This is a genomic window from Bacillus sp. AFS002410, from assembly GCF_002556365.1.
Taxonomy (GTDB): Bacteria; Bacillota; Bacilli; order Bacillales; family Bacillaceae_G; genus Gottfriedia.
In genome coordinates this window covers 217683-234266 of the sequence record NZ_NUEU01000009.1, presented here as the reverse complement: position 1 = coordinate 234266, position 16584 = coordinate 217683, and the positions used below count along the sequence as shown (strand labels likewise).

General features: G+C 34.0%; 18 protein-coding genes and 1 riboswitch. All 18 genes read left to right on the top strand.

Annotation, left to right across the window (positions count from 1 at the left end):
• Window positions 1–23 precede the first annotated feature (23 nt).
• The 18 genes from CN692_RS08840 (at window position 24) to CN692_RS08755 (ending at window position 16584) form a co-directional block, all read left to right on the top strand.
• The gene (locus CN692_RS08840; RefSeq protein ID WP_098118788.1) at window positions 24–743 is read left to right on the top strand and encodes a YjjG family noncanonical pyrimidine nucleotidase; all 720 of its coding nucleotides are present in this window, start codon (window positions 24–26) and stop codon (window positions 741–743) included.
• Between the two features lie 349 nt (window positions 744–1092).
• Entirely contained in the window at window positions 1093–2589 is a 1497-nt protein-coding gene (locus tag CN692_RS08835) for an FTR1 family iron permease (RefSeq protein WP_098118787.1), read from the top strand.
• Window positions 2579–2953, top strand: coding sequence for a DUF4363 family protein (locus tag CN692_RS08830; protein WP_098118786.1), 375 nt, complete (start codon window positions 2579–2581; stop codon window positions 2951–2953). Before CN692_RS08835 ends, CN692_RS08830 begins: the two co-directional genes overlap by 11 nt.
• Window positions 2954–3180: 227 nt before the next feature.
• A complete protein-coding gene (locus tag CN692_RS08825) occupies window positions 3181–3411 on the top strand; it encodes a FeoA family protein (protein ID WP_098118785.1) in 231 nt (76 codons plus the stop codon).
• A complete protein-coding gene (gene feoB / locus CN692_RS08820) occupies window positions 3405–5405 on the top strand; it encodes a ferrous iron transport protein B (protein WP_098118784.1) in 2001 nt (666 codons plus the stop codon). The genes CN692_RS08825 and feoB overlap by 7 nt, the downstream gene beginning before the upstream one ends.
• 18 nt (window positions 5406–5423) lie before the next feature.
• The gene (locus CN692_RS08815; protein WP_098118783.1) at window positions 5424–5579 is read left to right on the top strand and encodes a FeoB-associated Cys-rich membrane protein; all 156 of its coding nucleotides are present in this window, start codon (window positions 5424–5426) and stop codon (window positions 5577–5579) included.
• 104 nt (window positions 5580–5683) lie between these two features.
• Window positions 5684–5795: riboswitch (TPP riboswitch) on the top strand.
• A 135-nt stretch (window positions 5796–5930) separates the two neighbouring features.
• On the top strand, window positions 5931–6737 hold the full coding sequence (gene thiD, locus CN692_RS08810) for a bifunctional hydroxymethylpyrimidine kinase/phosphomethylpyrimidine kinase (protein WP_098118782.1): 807 nt from the start codon (window positions 5931–5933) through the stop codon (window positions 6735–6737).
• Window positions 6730–7968 carry a putative hydroxymethylpyrimidine transporter CytX gene (gene cytX, locus CN692_RS08805; RefSeq protein ID WP_098118781.1) on the top strand — a complete coding sequence of 413 codons (1239 nt, stop codon included), beginning with the start codon at window positions 6730–6732 and terminating at the stop codon, window positions 7966–7968. The genes thiD and cytX overlap by 8 nt, the downstream gene beginning before the upstream one ends.
• A complete protein-coding gene (thiM, locus tag CN692_RS08800) occupies window positions 7952–8764 on the top strand; it encodes a hydroxyethylthiazole kinase (RefSeq protein WP_098118780.1) in 813 nt (270 codons plus the stop codon). Before cytX ends, thiM begins: the two co-directional genes overlap by 17 nt.
• Entirely contained in the window at window positions 8755–9390 is a 636-nt protein-coding gene (thiE, locus tag CN692_RS08795) for a thiamine phosphate synthase (protein ID WP_098118779.1), read from the top strand. Before thiM ends, thiE begins: the two co-directional genes overlap by 10 nt.
• Window positions 9391–9695: 305 nt before the next feature.
• Complete coding sequence (locus tag CN692_RS08790) at window positions 9696–10310, top strand: VC0807 family protein (protein WP_098118778.1); 615 nt, start codon at window positions 9696–9698, stop codon at window positions 10308–10310.
• Between the two features lie 20 nt (window positions 10311–10330).
• Window positions 10331–10702, top strand: a complete 372-nt coding sequence (locus tag CN692_RS08785; protein WP_098118777.1) for a GNAT family N-acetyltransferase — start codon at window positions 10331–10333, stop codon at window positions 10700–10702.
• A gap of 183 nt (window positions 10703–10885) precedes the next feature.
• Window positions 10886–11476: a TetR/AcrR family transcriptional regulator gene (locus tag CN692_RS08780; RefSeq protein ID WP_098118776.1), complete on the top strand. Its 591-nt coding sequence runs from the start codon at window positions 10886–10888 to the stop codon at window positions 11474–11476.
• A 110-nt stretch (window positions 11477–11586) separates the two neighbouring features.
• Complete coding sequence (locus CN692_RS08775; RefSeq protein WP_098118775.1) at window positions 11587–12567, top strand: quinone oxidoreductase family protein; 981 nt, start codon at window positions 11587–11589, stop codon at window positions 12565–12567.
• 261 nt (window positions 12568–12828) lie between these two features.
• A complete protein-coding gene (locus CN692_RS08770; RefSeq protein WP_098118774.1) occupies window positions 12829–13188 on the top strand; it encodes a type II toxin-antitoxin system RelE/ParE family toxin in 360 nt (119 codons plus the stop codon).
• A gap of 104 nt (window positions 13189–13292) precedes the next feature.
• Window positions 13293–13577 (top strand): helix-turn-helix domain-containing protein, encoded by a 285-nt coding sequence (locus CN692_RS08765; protein ID WP_098118773.1) that lies wholly within the window; start codon window positions 13293–13295, stop codon window positions 13575–13577.
• 509 nt (window positions 13578–14086) lie between these two features.
• A complete protein-coding gene (locus CN692_RS08760) occupies window positions 14087–15232 on the top strand; it encodes an acyl-CoA dehydrogenase family protein (protein WP_098118772.1) in 1146 nt (381 codons plus the stop codon).
• A gap of 11 nt (window positions 15233–15243) precedes the next feature.
• A complete protein-coding gene (locus CN692_RS08755; protein ID WP_098118771.1) occupies window positions 15244–16584 on the top strand; it encodes an acetyl-CoA carboxylase biotin carboxylase subunit in 1341 nt (446 codons plus the stop codon).

Sequence of the window (16584 nt, the reverse complement as noted above, 5' to 3'; positions counted from 1 at the left end):
ATAATAGGGATGGGGAAAATGTTATGAAAACTTACAAGACATTATTATTAGATGTAGATGATACATTATTAGATTTTGGCGCAGCAGAAAAAGTAGCATTACAATCTCTATTTAAAGATCAAAATATACCGTTAACGACTGAAATTACGTCGAGATATAAGGAAATTAACCATGGACTTTGGAAGGCTTTTGAAGAGGGGAAAATAAGTCGCGATGACATATTAAATACCCGATTTTCAACTTTATTTAAAGAGTTCGGTATCGATGTAGACGGTTTAATGCTAGAACAGACTTTTCAAAATTACTTAGGAGAAGGCAATCAATTAATTGAAGGGGCTTTCGAATTACTTTCAAATCTTCAGGATCATTTTGATTTGTATATTGTGACAAATGGCGTTTCAAAGACACAATACAAAAGATTAAATGCTGCTAGGGTTTATCCATTCTTTAAAGATATTTTTGTTTCTGAGGATACTGGCTATCAAAAACCAATGAAAGAGTACTTTGATTATGTATTTGCTCGAATTCCAAATATCGAGTTGGATAAGACTTTGATCATTGGAGATTCGTTCAGTGCGGATATTACTGGTGGAGTCGGAGCGGGAATAGATACTTGCTGGGTTAATTCAAAAGCACTATCAAATGATACAGATCTAATCCCTACTTATGAAATACAAAAACTTGATGAGTTATACAAAATTTTAAATATTGAACAAAAGATTTTGGTTGGTTCATCTAACTAAAAATTTTAAAAAAGAGACTGCCTCATAAGNNNCTTATGAGGCAGTCTCTTTTGGATGCGTTATAAGTAAAAATTGCTTGGAAACAAAGTTACCCATATACTGCCATCTCAATAGAAGATTGGCCATATTAGAAAGTATGAATTTAAAAATGAAGGGATGTCTTTTGAAGCTCTTAGTTAACATAGACATTAAAAGCTGAAGAAAAAGTTCCTCAGTTTTTTTAATTTACTCGAATGTTGAAATTAACATTAAAAATAGTTAATAAAAATATAATTGACTGTGATATGAAATACCTTTATTATCAAGATGTGATAATGATTATCATTTTTACTTAAGGGGAAAATCAACCATGAAGCAAACGCTTATCAAAGTAACTTTAACAGTTTTACTTTTACTTGTTTTACCGTTTAAAACCTTTGCAGCTAGCCCTGAAGAGGATTTAACCAATGCAAATACTTTTGTAGAAAATGCAATCCAAGCTGCACAAAAAGGGGATTTTAAGTCTGCCGAGCAGGAATATAAAAAATTCAACGATGAGTGGCTTGATAAAGAGGATGGTATAAAAAATAAATCGATTGATGCGTATGGCAAAATCGAGGAAGCTATGGGAATGGTTCAGTATAACCTAGCACAAAAAACAGTGAATCAAAATGCACTTATTACTGCACTTAAAGAATTAGAAGGTGTAAATGAAAAGTTTATTTCTCATCAGTTTGCTAGTTCAAAATTAAGTTCAAAAAGTACAGGTAGTGTTGAAGATTTAATTGAAATATTAAACAAAGCATTAGCGGATTTAAAAGATAATAATGTTTCAGGAGCAACTTCAGAAATTAATCAATTTAGAAAATCTTGGATTAATATTGAAGGTGTAGTATTAACTCAATCACAAAAAGTTTACACTGACTCTGAAAGAGATATGGTTACATCTTATGCAATGTTAACTGCTAAAACGCCAGATGTGAAAGCGGCTACAAAAACAATTAAAGATATGCGCGATTATCTATTACCTTTAGCTTCTAAAACTAGTTATACAATGTTAGATGCTATTACAATCCTACTTCGAGAAGGTTTAGAAGCGTTACTAGTTGTTGTAGCATTACTAGGTTTTATTAAAAAGTCTGGTCAAGAAAAGAAAAGTAAGTGGATCTGGTTTGGTGTTGGTGGTGGTTTAGGCGTCAGTATTATACTAGGTGTTATTGTAAATATCTTATTCTCAGCAGGTGCTTTTGGAAGTAACAACTTCTTAATTGCAGGTTGGACTGGAGTATTTGCGGCTGTCATGCTTTTATATATGAGTTATTGGTTACATAGCAAATCTAATACGAAGCAATGGCAACAATATATTAAAACTAAAAGTGATAAAGCATTAAATACTGGTAGCCTATTATCTTTAGCTATTCTTGCGTTTTTAGCGGTGTTTCGCGAAGGAACTGAAACAGTATTATTCTTTATTGGAATGGCATCATCAATTAAACTATCATCTTTATTAATAGGAATTGCGTTAGGGTTTGCTATTTTAGCAATACTGAGCTTCTTAATATTAAAGGTTGGCTTAAAGATTCCAATGAGACCATTTTTCCTAGTTTCAAGTATCTTAATGTTCTACTTATGTTTTAAATTTGCGGGTATGGGTATTCACGGTTTACAACTTTCAGGATTACTTCCTGCTACCCAGGCTCCTATTCCAACAATAGATTTCTTTGCAATCTATTCTACTTGGGAGAGCTTTGTACCACAGATGTTCTTGTTACTAATAGCTTGTATAACTGTTATTTATAATAGATTCTCAAATAAAAATAATAAAAAAAGTAGTAAAAATTCGGAGGGTACGAAAAATGTTATCTAATAAAAAATTGATCGCGGCAATGGCTCTAGGACTATCTTTAATTTTATCTGCATGTGGAACGAACACAAACGATGCAATTAAAACAGGATCTGACGATATGATCAAAACGATTTCTGAACTAAAAACACAAGTTTCGAATAATGATGAAGCAAAAGCAAAAGAAAGCGGAGAAGCGCTTGAGAAATCATGGGAAAAATTCGAAGACTCAGTTAAAGATAAAGACAAAGCATTGTATGGAAAAGTTGAAACTCCACTTCATATTATTGAAGCGGGAGTAAAAGTTTCACCACTTGATGCAGATACATTAAACCAAGCTGGCGATGAATTAAAGAGCGTGTTAAAAGAAGTTAAAGATTTAAAATAATATAAAAGAGAGAACTGATAGTTGTCGGTTTTATGAAAAACTTACAAAGAATTTTCTTTGTAGGTTTTTTTATTTTTATTTCTCGTTTGGAAACTTTTTCTAATGTAAACCTTTTCTAATAGTTGCATAGACAAATTATAATTCTTAATTTAAAATAAAGTTAGTTGATAAGGATTATCATTCTTAAGTATTTTAGATAAAATAGTTTTGATTCGGGGGAATCATTCATGTTACTTTCAGAATTAAAAAAGGGCGAAAAAGCAAAAATTACAGACTTGTCATCACTAGGTGAGGCAGTGAAGAGACGTCTTTTAGATCTTGGAATAAGTGAAGGGGCTATGGTCTGCTTACAATGTACAATGCCGTTCAAAGGGCCTTGTATGATTGAAAATTGCGGACAATCACTTGGTATTCGATTTAATGATGCATCTGGGATAAAGGTAGAAAAAATATGTTAAATATAGCACTTATTGGAAATCCAAATACAGGAAAAACTTCTCTATTTAATAATTTAACAGGTACATACCAATACGTAGGAAATTGGAGTGGGGTTACTGTTGAAAAAAAGGTAGGGACTATAAAAAATAAACTTGGAAATTTAATTGATTTACCAGGTATTTATTCTCTAAGCCCTCTTTCAAAGGATGAGGCCGTTGTTTCACATTTTTTTGTAAATGAAACATTTGATGGGATGATAAATATAGTTGACGCTGCTCAATTAGAGAGAAACTTAATGCTAACTCTTCAACTTCTAGAGTTTAATAAATCAATGATTATTGGTCTAAATATGGTTGACGTTGCTAAAAGGAGAGGGATTTCAATTGATCCTTCTAGTATCTCAAAGATATTAAAAGTACCAGTTATTCCAATTGATGCTAGATCGGGTAAGGGAACAGACGAAGTAAATAATATGTTAGTGACTATTCCTCAAGCTGAAGTTGAGTTTGAAATTGATTATGGAAAAATTATTGAAGATGGTATTAAAAATATTATGACGCTATTACCTTCAACCTTAACTATTCCTAAAAGATGGACTGCAATACAAATTCTAGAGGGTAATAAAGAAGTAATAGATTTTATATCTTCATCTTACGATTTTAGTAAAATTGGCGAAATCATTAAATTAACAGAGGAACAATTAAGTAGTGAACATGGTGTAGCACCTTCTAAGTGGATTTATTCAGCAAGAAAAGAAGTGATATCACAGTTAATTGGTAAATCTGTAGAGAAAGAATCGAGTGAAGCAGTTACATTAACTGATCGAATTGATCGATTTGTTACACATCCAATTTTGGGTATTCCTATTTTCTTAGCGACAATGTTTTTAATGTTTAAGCTTACTTTTGATTGGTTAGGGTTACCATTATCTGACGCATTAGATGGGTTTTTATCAGGACCTGTGACAGACTGGCTTACAAACGGCTTAAATGCAATACATGCATCTGGTTTTATAAAAGCAGTTATTCTTGATGGTATTGTTGCTGGTGTTGGTGGAGTTTTAGTCTTTGTTCCACAAATTTTTATTTTGTTTTTACTAATTTCATTCCTTGAAGATTTTGGATATATGTCTCGTGCGGCTTTAGTAATGGATCGTTCGATGGAAATGGTTGGTTTAACCGGAAAAGCATTTATTCCAATGATTATTGGATTTGGTTGTAATGTACCTGGAGTAATGGCTGCCAGAACAATTGAACAGCCTAGAGAGAGACTGCTCACGATTTTGTTAACACCATTAATGTCTTGTTCGGCGCGTTTACCAGTATATGCACTATTCGTTGGAGCGTTTTTCGCGAAAAATCAAGCAATAGTTGTATTTTCACTGTATATACTTGGAATAGTAGTTGCATTAATATTAGCTAAGGTTTTTTCATCTACTATATTAAAGGGTGAGTTTTCATTATTTGTCGTAGAACTCCCACCGTACCGTATGCCACAAGGTAAAGCTTTGTTTAGAAGCACTTGGGATAAAGGTAAAGGGTTTATTCGAAAAGCAGGTACGTTTATTTTTGGTGGTTCTGTAGTAATTTGGTTATTATCTTATATGGGACCAAGTGGTTTCGGTGTTTCGATGGATGATAGCTTCTTAGCAATGATTGGGGGCATCTTAACTCCAATACTTGCACCTTTAGGATTTGGAACATGGCAAGCGGGTGCTTCTTTACTAACAGGATTTTTAGCTAAAGAGGTTGTTGTATCTGCTATGAATATTATTTATCACGTGCCAAATGCGAATTCTTTACAAGGAATATTGGCAACGCAGTTTTCTGCACTTTCTGCTTTTAGCTTTATGGTTTTTGTCTTATTGTATGTACCATGTCTTGCAACTGTTGCGACAATTCGTAAAGAGACAGGATCAGCTAAATGGACGTATTTCTCAGTTGGTTATGCATTAGTTATTGCCTATATATTAGCGCTAATTATCTATCAAGTTGGAAGACTCTTAGGCTATTAGAGAAAGGGGTATCTACTTATGGTTGTCAATATTTTAATAGGAGCTCTTATTTTTGGATATGCAGGGTGGACACTTTTACGATATGTAAAGAAAACAAAAAAAGGTAAATGTGGCTCTTGTTCAATCGCAAAAACTTGTAGTTCAAATTGTGATACAGCTAATTATTCAAAATAATAGTAGGGTGTTCTTTAAAGATAAAATTTAAAGTAATCTGGTCTAAATACTTGAATAAAGTATAAGGATTAATTAAGATGATAAAGTAATCAAATTAAATAATTGAATAGTACTAGGGGTGCCGAAAATGGTCGGCTGAGATTAAGACACGAATAGTCTTTGACCCTTTAACCTGATCTGGATAATGCCAGCGTAGGAAAGTGAACGGTTGAATACATTTTTGTATTCATAACATTGATTTGTTCGAGCACAAGTCCTTATGGGATTTGTGCTTTTTTGTATTTAAAATCAAGTTTCAGCTTCTATCTGTAAGATCAAAAGAGTTCTATTCATTAAATAGGGGGAAGAACATTGAAGAAAGTATTAACAATAGCCGGATCTGATTCAAGTGGTGGTGCTGGAATTCAAGCAGATTTAAAGACGTTTTCAGCTCATGGTGTTTTTGGAATGAGTGTAATAACAGCAGTAACTGCTCAAAATACGCAAGGAGTTTTTGCGGTTCAAGATATGACACCAGAGATTATTGCGAGTCAATTAGATGCAATATTTACGGATATCGAAGTAGATGCAGTAAAAATTGGTATGGTATCACAAATCGATACGATTAAAGTGATAGCTGAAAAACTAAAGCAATATAAACCAAAGCATATTGTAGTTGATCCAGTTATGGTTTCTAAGAGCGGATTTGACTTATTAAGTCCAGATGCTAAGGAAGCTTTAATTCAAGAATTGATTCCGTTAGCAACTGTTATCACACCGAATCTTCCTGAGGCAGAAGTTATTACTGGAAGAAAAATTACGACGATTGAAGAAATGAAAGAAGCTGCTATACAAATTCATTCATTAGGTGCAAAAAATGTCCTTGTAAAAGGTGGACATCTAGAAGGTGAAGCAACGGATATTTGCTTTAATGGTGAGGAGTTTACTAGTTTTAATAGCGTTAGAATCAATACAATTAATACCCATGGTACTGGATGTACTTTATCTTCAGCAATTACATCTAATTTAGCAAATGAACTTGAATTAAATGAGGCAATTAGAGAAGCAAAAAACTATATAACATTAGCGATTCAACATTCCTTCTCAATCGGAAAAGGGGTAGGTCCTGTCCATCACTTCTACTCATTGTATGAAAAGGCAGGAGTTCAACATGTCTAATCAAAATGCAAAAATGACAAAGTGGAATTTTACGACGCTTTGGTTTGGTGCTGCGGTATCAGTAGCGGAAATCATGACGGGGGCATTAGTGGCTCCATTAGGTTTTACTAAAGGTTTAACTGCTATTTTAGTAGGACATTTAATAGGTACACTTTTACTTGTTTTAGGTGGTGTAATTGGGTCTCAGCAAAGATTATCTGCAATGGAATCTACAAAAATTTCATTTGGTAGCTATGGTAGTTACTTATTTTCAATTTTAAATGTATTACAGTTGCTTGGCTGGACGGCCATTATGATCTTAACAGGAGCTCGTTCAATCAATATCGTTACAAAAGATGACTATCATTTTAATCACCTTTGGGTTTGGTGTTTAGTAATCGGAGTGCTAATAGCAATCTGGTTGTACTTTGGACAAAATGCTTCAAAAAAACTTAATAGTATAGCAGTTTGTTTACTATTCGTTTTAACGATTGTATTATGCTTTGTTATTTTTAAAAGCGATAATATTCTTACTCAACCAAGTACATCAGGATTATCTTTTGGCGAAGCAGTTGAATTATCAGTCATTATGCCATTATCGTGGATCCCATTAATTAGTGACTATACTCGATTCGCGAAAACTACAAAAGACGGTGCAATTGGTAGTTTCATAGGTTATATGTTTGGAAGTTCATGGATGTATATTATTGGACTAGGGGCAGCGTTAGCATTTAATGAAGTAGATCCAGTAGCTGTTTTAATGAGTGCAAATTTAGGCCTTTTCGCAGTTGGTATCGTTGTTTTAGCGACTGTTACAACAACTTTCATGGATGCTTATTCAGCTGGGATATCAGTTACAACCATTTTTCCAAAACTAAATGGAAAACATATAGCGCTGATCGTTACGGCAATCGGAACAATATTAGCGGTGATTTTCCCAATTGAAAAATATGAAGGATTCTTATATACAATTGGGTCATTCTTTGCACCGTTGTACGCAATTTTATTAACAGATTACTTTATTCTAAAAAGAACAAGTATAAGTAAATCCTTAAAAATTGACTGGTTAGCGTTTATTACATGGATTTTAGGAGTTTTCATTTATCGCAAGTTTGTTCAATTAGATTTATTCCTTGGGGCTACCGTTCCGAGTATGATTTTAATTTGTGTTATTTATATTGTCGTTCAATTTATATTAAATAAACTTATTCGAAAGCAAATAGGGGGAGAAAAAAATGTTAACTATGAATGAAATGAGTCAATTAATTGCAAGCGTAAAAGAGAAAAAGCCTTTAGTTCATCATATTACGAACTATGTAACGGTAAACGACTGTGCAAACATGGTATTAGCACTAGGTGGGTCACCAGTTATGGCAGATGATTTAGCCGAAGTAGAGGAAATGGTATCATTTGCTTCAGCTCTTGTAATTAATATTGGTACGTTAAATGAGAGAACTATCCAATCAATGATTCAAGCAGGTAAAAAAGCTAATCAATTAGGTGTACCTGTTATTTTGGATCCTGTAGGAGTTGGGGCAACGACTCTACGCACAGAAACAACTGCAAGGTTATTGAAAGAAGTACGTTTTGCTGTAGTACGTGGAAATATGTCAGAAATTAAAATGATTGCCGGCTTAAACGTTCAAATTAAAGGTGTTGACTCTGTAGCTGATGAAGAAGATGGTGTCGAAATTGCAAAATCACTCTCAGCGAAATTAGGATCAGTAGTAGCAATCACGGGTGCAGTGGATGTTGTTGCAGAACAGGACCGAGTATGCACAATATCAAATGGAGATAAAATGCTAGCCGATGTAACTGGTACTGGATGTATGACTACATCATTAATCGGAACTTATGCTGGTACAACAAATGATTATTTCCTTGCAGCGGTATCGGGTATCACTACAATGGGTCTTTGCGGGGAACTTGCTAAGGCTCGTTTAACTGAAGAACAAGCTATCGGTACATTTAGAGTAAATTTATTTGACGAAGTATCTAAAGTTTCAGTTGATACACTTCTAACAGGAGGTAAAATCGAATGGCTATAACAAAAAACAAAATCGATTATAAGCTTTACTTAGTAACTGACCGTGATGTACTAGGTTCAAGAGACCTTGTTCAATCTGTTGAGGAAGCAATTCAAGGCGGAACAACAATCGTTCAAATAAGAGAAAAGAACTGTAGCAGTCTGGATTTCTATCAAGTTGCTATGCAAGTAAAAGAAGTTACTTCAAAATATAATGTGCCATTGATTATAAATGATCGCTTAGATATCGCATTGGCAATTAAAGCTGATGGCCTGCATATCGGCCAAGAAGACTTACCTTTAACAGTGGCTAGAAAAATTGTTGGCGAAGACATGATTATTGGGGTATCTGCATCGACATTAGAAGAAGCAATGATTGCACAAGAACAAGGAGCGGACTATGTCGGTATTGGTTCAATGTATCCAACTAGTACAAAACTAGATGCAAAGTACTTAACACTTGATGAACTACGAAGAATACGCGAGGCAGTAAAGATTCCAATCGTAGGCATCGGTGGTATTAATGAAGAAAACGTTTCTGAATTAATGGAATCAAAAATTGATGGTGTTGCAATTGTTTCCGCGATTTTAGGGAAAGAAGATATTAAATCTGCTGCTAAGCATTTAAGTGTGCTGGTTAATAAATAGTAAATTACTAGGGTGTCTATTTCATCGTTATTTGATGGATAGATGCCTTTTTTTTGTTTTCTAAAAGTTAAATGATTTGTAGGATGGAAAAATTCATAAAGATTCTAAGTTTAGTAAACAAAATTGCATTAGTAGCCTATTTTCAAAAAAATATTATTTTTCATTAACATACCGACGGTCGGTACATAATATACTCTTATAAAAAAACAAACCAACAGTCGGTCTTTCTAAAAATCGCTAAAAAAACAAAACAGCATTCGTACCAATTTTCTCTATTTAAAAAATAAGTTTAAAGGAATGATCTTATGTCTAAAAGAATGTATGTCATTTTTACATTAGTAATTAACGGTATTTTACCTTGGGTTATTTATGTCGTGTTATCAGATTATATGAGCAGTATATTAGCTCTTTCGATTGCAACTCTAATTCCATTGGTTGATAATGTAGTTCATTTATGGAAGCATAAAAGGCTTGATGCTTTTGGAGGGTTAATGCTTTTTTCACTTATTCTAACTCTTTTATTAGTCTTTCTAGGTGGAAGTGAAAAGATTTTGCTTGTGAGAGAATCATTAATTACGGCTTCGGTCGGAATAATCTTTTTAGTATCTCTATTATTTAAGCGACCTATCATGTTTTATTTAGGAATGCGATTTATCCAAAATAATCGTTTTGCTGAAAACTGGAATATTAAATATTTTCGTTTTGTTATGCGATTAATGACTTTTGTCTGGGGAATTATGCTGTTATCAGAGGCTGTCGTGCGAGTCATTATGGTTTATGATCTATCAACGGAAAGATATCTACTTTTCTCAAATTATGTCCTTTACGGATTTATAGGTGCTGCAATTTTATGGACTGTTATTTATAGAAGAAAGTCAGCAAAAAAGCTTCAAGAAATTAAATTACAGTTAACTAAGTAATCTTGATAAGGAGAATTAAGATGGACATTATTCCAATTCAAAAGAATTATCAAAAAGACGTTTTGAAGCTGTATAAAACCGTGACGAAGCATTTGCGTAGCAATCATAATGATCAATGGGATCTATTTTACCCAAATCTATTTGTTATCCAAGATGATATAACTAATCAAAATATATATGGAATAATAGACAATGATATTGTAATTGGAACTGTTGTACTCGATGAATTACAAAGTAAAAAATATGAACAAATAGATTGGGATGACAAAAATGGAAACCCAGTTTGCATACACCGACTTGCGGTACGGCCTAATTACCAGGGCAGGGGAATCGGAAAATTACTTTTAGAGTACGTGGAAATTGGCAATACAAAGAGGCTATACAAGTATTAGATTGGATGTCTATTCTACAAATGGAGAAGCAGTGGGGCTGTATACAAAGTATGGGTATGTTAAAAGAGGGACTATAGAGTTTCCATTACGAAAGAATCACTACTATTGTATGGAAAAACAACTAAATAATAATTAATTTAATAGATTGGTATCATCATTAATTGTTTTGCATAGGAGGTAAACATGAAAGAAAATTCGCAGCTAAATTCAAGTTTTCAATTGATCTTATCAATTACAGAAAAGCTCATCGAAGAAAAAGGCTGTAGAAAAACAACAATGCAGGATATTATTGATCGAACAGGACTTTCTAAAGGTGCCATTTATCATTATGTTACTGGAAAAGATGAATTGTTTGGACTGATTTTGAAAGCGCGTATTGGGCAAGTCGATACAAAATTTTTGGAAGTCGTATCACAGAAAGAAACAATAGGAATTAATGACCCACTGAAAGTAGTTGCCAGTGGCGTGGCTAAACACTCTACGGAACAGGATGTAACGACTAAAATTTTTATTTATTTACTAAGTCGCGTGGATAATCAGAAGGTTGAAGAAATCCTAAAAGATGTCTATTTGCATAGTCTAGCTACGTCAACAAAATGGATCAAAGTAGGGCAGGAAGAGGGTGCGATTCCTTTATCAGTTGATGCAGAAAAAATGGCTAATTTATTTCTAACGTTTATGTATGGTTTACGGGTTCAAAATACAATGAACAAGGAAAATTCTAAAATAAATATGAGCGATATATTCGAGATGATGTTCAGAACTTTACAATAGCAATGAAATTAATAAGCCTGACTTATTGGAAGTCATAATAAATTGTTATTTTCCGAGACTTCATTCTTACAGATAAAATAAAAGTAGTGATCATAAGTGAGGTGGAGATTGTGAAAGCAGTTGTTGTGACAGAGTTCGGAACTCCAGATGTATTAAAGTTTGTTGATCTTGAATTACCAAAAATTAGCTCTAATCAAGTGTTAATTAAAGTAGAAAAAGCCAGTGTGAATTTTGCAGATGTAAAAGCAAGATATGGAAAAAAAGGTAAAGGAAAGTTCCCATTTATCCCTGGCCTAGATGCCGCTGGAACTATTGAAGCTGTTGGAGCTGATGTGAAACAATTTAAAGTTGGTCAAAGAGTTGCTGCTTTTCCAATTGGCGGTTCATACGCTGAATATGTAGTTGCAAATGAAAATCTAACGTTCCTGTTACCTGAAACAGTTGGATTTGATATAGCTGCAGCATGTCCTACCGTTTCGTTTCTATCATATAAGTTGTTAGCTGATTTAGCGAGAATTGAAAAAGGAGAAACTGTTCTAATTCATTCTGCTGCTGGCGGTGTAGGTACGACTGCTATTCAAATAGCAAAGATATTAGGGGCCGGTAAAGTTATCGGTACAGTGGGAAGTCAACAGAAAATAGAGTATGCTCTAAATGCTGGGGCAGATCATGTGATTTGCTATGAAAAAGAAAACTTTGCAGAGAAAGTAAATGAGTTAACGGACGGAATAGGAGCCAATATCATTTTAGATTCGGTTGCTGGTAGAATTTCAGAACAAAGCATAGATTGCTTAGCGAAATACGGACGCCTTGTTCACTTCGGCAATTCAAGCGGAGAAGTTGGTCATTTTAAAACAAGTGAGTTACATTCAAGCTGTCGATCAGTCCTTGGTTTTAGTTTAGGTACAACAAGGAAAGAAAGACCAGAAATCTTGAAGGAAACAGCGGAACAAGTATTTAAATATATCGATGAAGGACTTTTAAACATCAAAATCGGGCATCATTTTTCGTTAGAAGATGCTGCTAGTGCTCATAGATTAATAGAAAGTAGACAAAGCACTGGGAAGATTTTATTGGATATTAATAATTGATTATGAGGGGCGTATCTCTGTGACTTGGGGTATGCCTTTTTTGTTTTGAATAACCTGAAATTATCTTTTGAATAATTAGCAGTTTGGTATCAATTTTTTAGCAGAATTGGCAGGTGGGTAGAGCAAATATGGTAGTTTTACATTTAGATTTTTCAAAGATTTTGACTTTAGTGATACCACTGTGTTATATTGTAAAAAATGATAACATAATGGTATCACTGGTGAGGAAATTGAATATAATATTAGGGGGCATCCGCGTGTATGGAAATTCATTACTATTCCGATAGTCGCGGGCGTCAGGAAGTATTAGAGTGGTTTGATCATGTCAAAAAGCACGATAAGGTTGCTTATAGAAAGTTTTATCAAATGCAAGTTTATCTAAAGGAAAACGGACATTTGATTAATTCGGGGGAAATATCAAGAAAAGACATTAAGAAACTGAAAGGCACCGATGTATGGCAGCTAAGAATCAACGAGAACAGAGTGTTATTTTTTTATTTCGAAAACAATGCCATTATCTTCACCAACCAGTTTCAGAAAAAACAAGACGATACACCTCGAAACGAAATAGAACGTGCTGAAAGAAGAAAAGACGATTGGCTCAAAAACCTCTTGAATTAGCCTAGATGCTCGTGACCGGCTTTGCCGGTTGTAATGAATATAAAGCCTTAAACCCAAAAATCTAAATGCAAACAAACTATTTAAAAACTTAGGAGGTGTAACACATGAAAAGCTTTGATGATCTACAGAAAGATTTAGCCCAAAGTGATCCGGACTTGTTTATCGCGCTGGAAATAGTAGGTAAGTTGATGGCAGCAAGGGACAGAATGGGCTTGTCACAGAGGCAATTATCGAAACTATCAGGTGTTCCGCAAAAAACAATAAGCAGGATAGAGAACGGAATAGATATACCAAAAATACCTACATTATTAAAATTGGCTAACTCTCTAGGATTTGAATTATCTTTAAGACCAAAAGGGTTAGATGAACAAGCAGCAGCATTAGCGTAACGTTTATACATGACGCATGTTTTATGTCACAGAAAAGGCAAAAAGCTCTATCGTTGGTGGTAAAAATTGATTATATAATATTAAATCTTTTATAGAAGATTAGTGAACAATGAAATCAGTATTTAATTTCTATTTTTCTCAAGTATAAGGGATTAATAAGGTTCTTTTATGTTGAAAATATTGCTGATTAATTGAAAAGTTCTTTTTTCAACAGCGTAAAAAGTCGATTCCTAAATATGGGAATCGACTTTTTTATATCAAAATGTTGTTCAACTAACATAATCATACACTTAAGACATACTCATCTTATACCAATACCCCTTTTGTCTCAATTTGTCGAAAGGACAATAAAGGGAAATGGTAGAATATATCGAATATTATCAATTGTAGGACTAAAATATTTATTTCTTATACATGAACTATAAGGACTCCACTGCTATTTGCGCAGTTGGAGACATTCTTACGTTTTTTAAAACGTACCTAAATATTAAAAGGAGAGTGACTAACACATGGATTTTTTATTATCTAAAGAACAGCAAATGATTCAAGAAATGGTACGAGATTTCGCAGCGAAGGAAATTGAGCCTTTTGCAGAAGAGCTTGATCGTGATAGTAAATTCCCGATTGAAACGTTCAAAAAAATGGGTGAATTAGGTTTATTAGGTATTCCGTTCCCTGAAGAATACGGCGGTAGCGGTGGCGATACAATTAGTTATGCGTTAGCTGTAGAGGAAATTGGGCGTGCATGTGGAGGAACAGGTTTAAGCTTTGCGGCAACTTGTTCATTAGGTGCTTCTCCTATTTACTATTTTGGTACAGAAGAACAAAAGCAAAAATATTTAGTTCCAATGGCGCAAGGAAAAACACTTGGTGCTTTCGGTTTAACAGAACCAAATGCAGGTTCTGATGCTGGTGGAACTCAAACAAAAGCAGTTTTAGAAGGTGACGAGTATGTGATTACTGGTGAAAAATGCTGGATTACAAATGCTCAATATTCTAACACAATCATCGTAACTGCTTATACTTCGATTGACGAAAAAGGAAAGAAAAATATTTGTGCGTTTATCGTACCAACTGACTCAGAAGGATTAACAATTACAGATCCTTATGACAAGATGGGTGTTCGTGCTTCTAATACGACTCAAATTGTATTAGATGGGGTACGTGTTCCAAAAGAAAACATTCTTGGTAATCCTGATAAAGGTTTTGGCCAATTCTTATATACATTAGATGGTGGAAGAATTTCAATCGCAGCACTTGCTGTAGGTATTGCACAAAAAGCTCTTGATAAAGCATTAGCATATGCTAAAGAACGTAAGCAATTTAAACAACCTTTATCAAGTTTCCAAGCTATTCAGTTTAAGTTAGCTGATATGGCTATGGGAGTTGAATTAGCACGAAACATGGTGCATAAAGCAGCATGGTTAAAAGATAATGGAAAACCGTTCACGAAAGAAGCGGCGTTCGCTAAGTTATACGCATCTGAAATCGCTTCCAAAATTGCGAATGAATCATTACAAATTCATGGTGGATATGGCTATATGAAGGAATATGGTATTGAGCGTTTAGTTCGTGATGCTAAGTTACTTGAAATTGGTGAAGGTACTTCAGAAATTCAACGTATAGTAATCGCACGTCAATTAGGATGCCGATAAGGAGCGAGAATATGATCAAAATACTTATTGCAAACCGTGGGGAAATCGCATGTAGAATTATTGAAACATGTAAAAAACTTCGTTATCAAACTGTGGCAGTTTATTCAGATGCTGATAAAGAAAGTTTGCACGTTAAGTTAAGTGATGAAGCTTTTTCTTTAAAAGGAAATCATACAAAAGATACGTATTTAAACGCAGATTTAATTATAAAAATTGCAAAAGAGAATAATGTAACAGCCATTCACCCAGGATATGGCTTCTTATCAGAAAATAGCGATTTTGCTAAAAAATGTAAGGAAGCAGGCATCTTATTTGTTGGTCCTAAGCCTGAGCATTTAGAGATGATGGGTGAAAAAATTAGAGCAAGACAAATAATGGAGCAATTAAACATTCCAGTAATTAAAGGGAATTCTCATCCAATTCAATCTGTTGAAGAGGCAAAAGAAATTGCAGAACAAATTGGTTATCCTGTTATGTTAAAAGCTTCTAGTGGCGGCGGCGGAATTGGCATGAAGCTAATTGAAAACGAAGCACAGCTTGAAAAAGAATTTTTAACAACACAAACGAGAGCTCTTCAATTTTTTGCGAATGATGATGTATTCATTGAAAAAGCGATTATTAAACCAAGACATATTGAAGCACAAGTTGCTGCTGATACTCATGGCAATGCTGTTTTCTTATTTGAAAGAGATTGTTCAATTCAAAGAAGAAACCAAAAGGTTGTTGAGGAAGCACCATCACCATTCCTTTCTCCTCAAGGTAGAAAAAAGCTTGAGGAATATGCTCTTACAATTGCTAATCAAATGAAGTATGTAAACGTAGGAACAATTGAATTTTTAGTTGATGAAAAAGAAAATATTTATTTCTTAGAAATGAATACAAGATTACAAGTTGAGCACGGTGTAACAGAAGGAATTACAGGAATTGATTTAGTTGAATGGCAATTCCGCATTACATTTGGTGAAACACTTCCAATGCGTCCTACTCATGTCGAAATGAATGGTCACTCGATTGAAGTGAGGGTTTATGCTGAAGACCCTAAAACATTCTTCCCATCTCCAGGAACAGTTCAACATTGTAAATTCCCAGAGGAGATTGGTGTACGTATTGATACACATCTATATGATGGATGGGTAGTATCACCATTTTATGATCCGTTATTAGCGAAAGTAATTGTTACAGCAAATACAAGAAAAGAAGCAGTAATTCAACTGCACAATTATCTTAAAAATGTAGAAATTGAAGGCATTAAAACAAATGTGCCATTTTTGATTGATATTCTTTCAACGAATGCATTCCAAGAAGGCGACTATACAACAAGTTTTATTAGTGAATATCAAAAAGTGAAATGA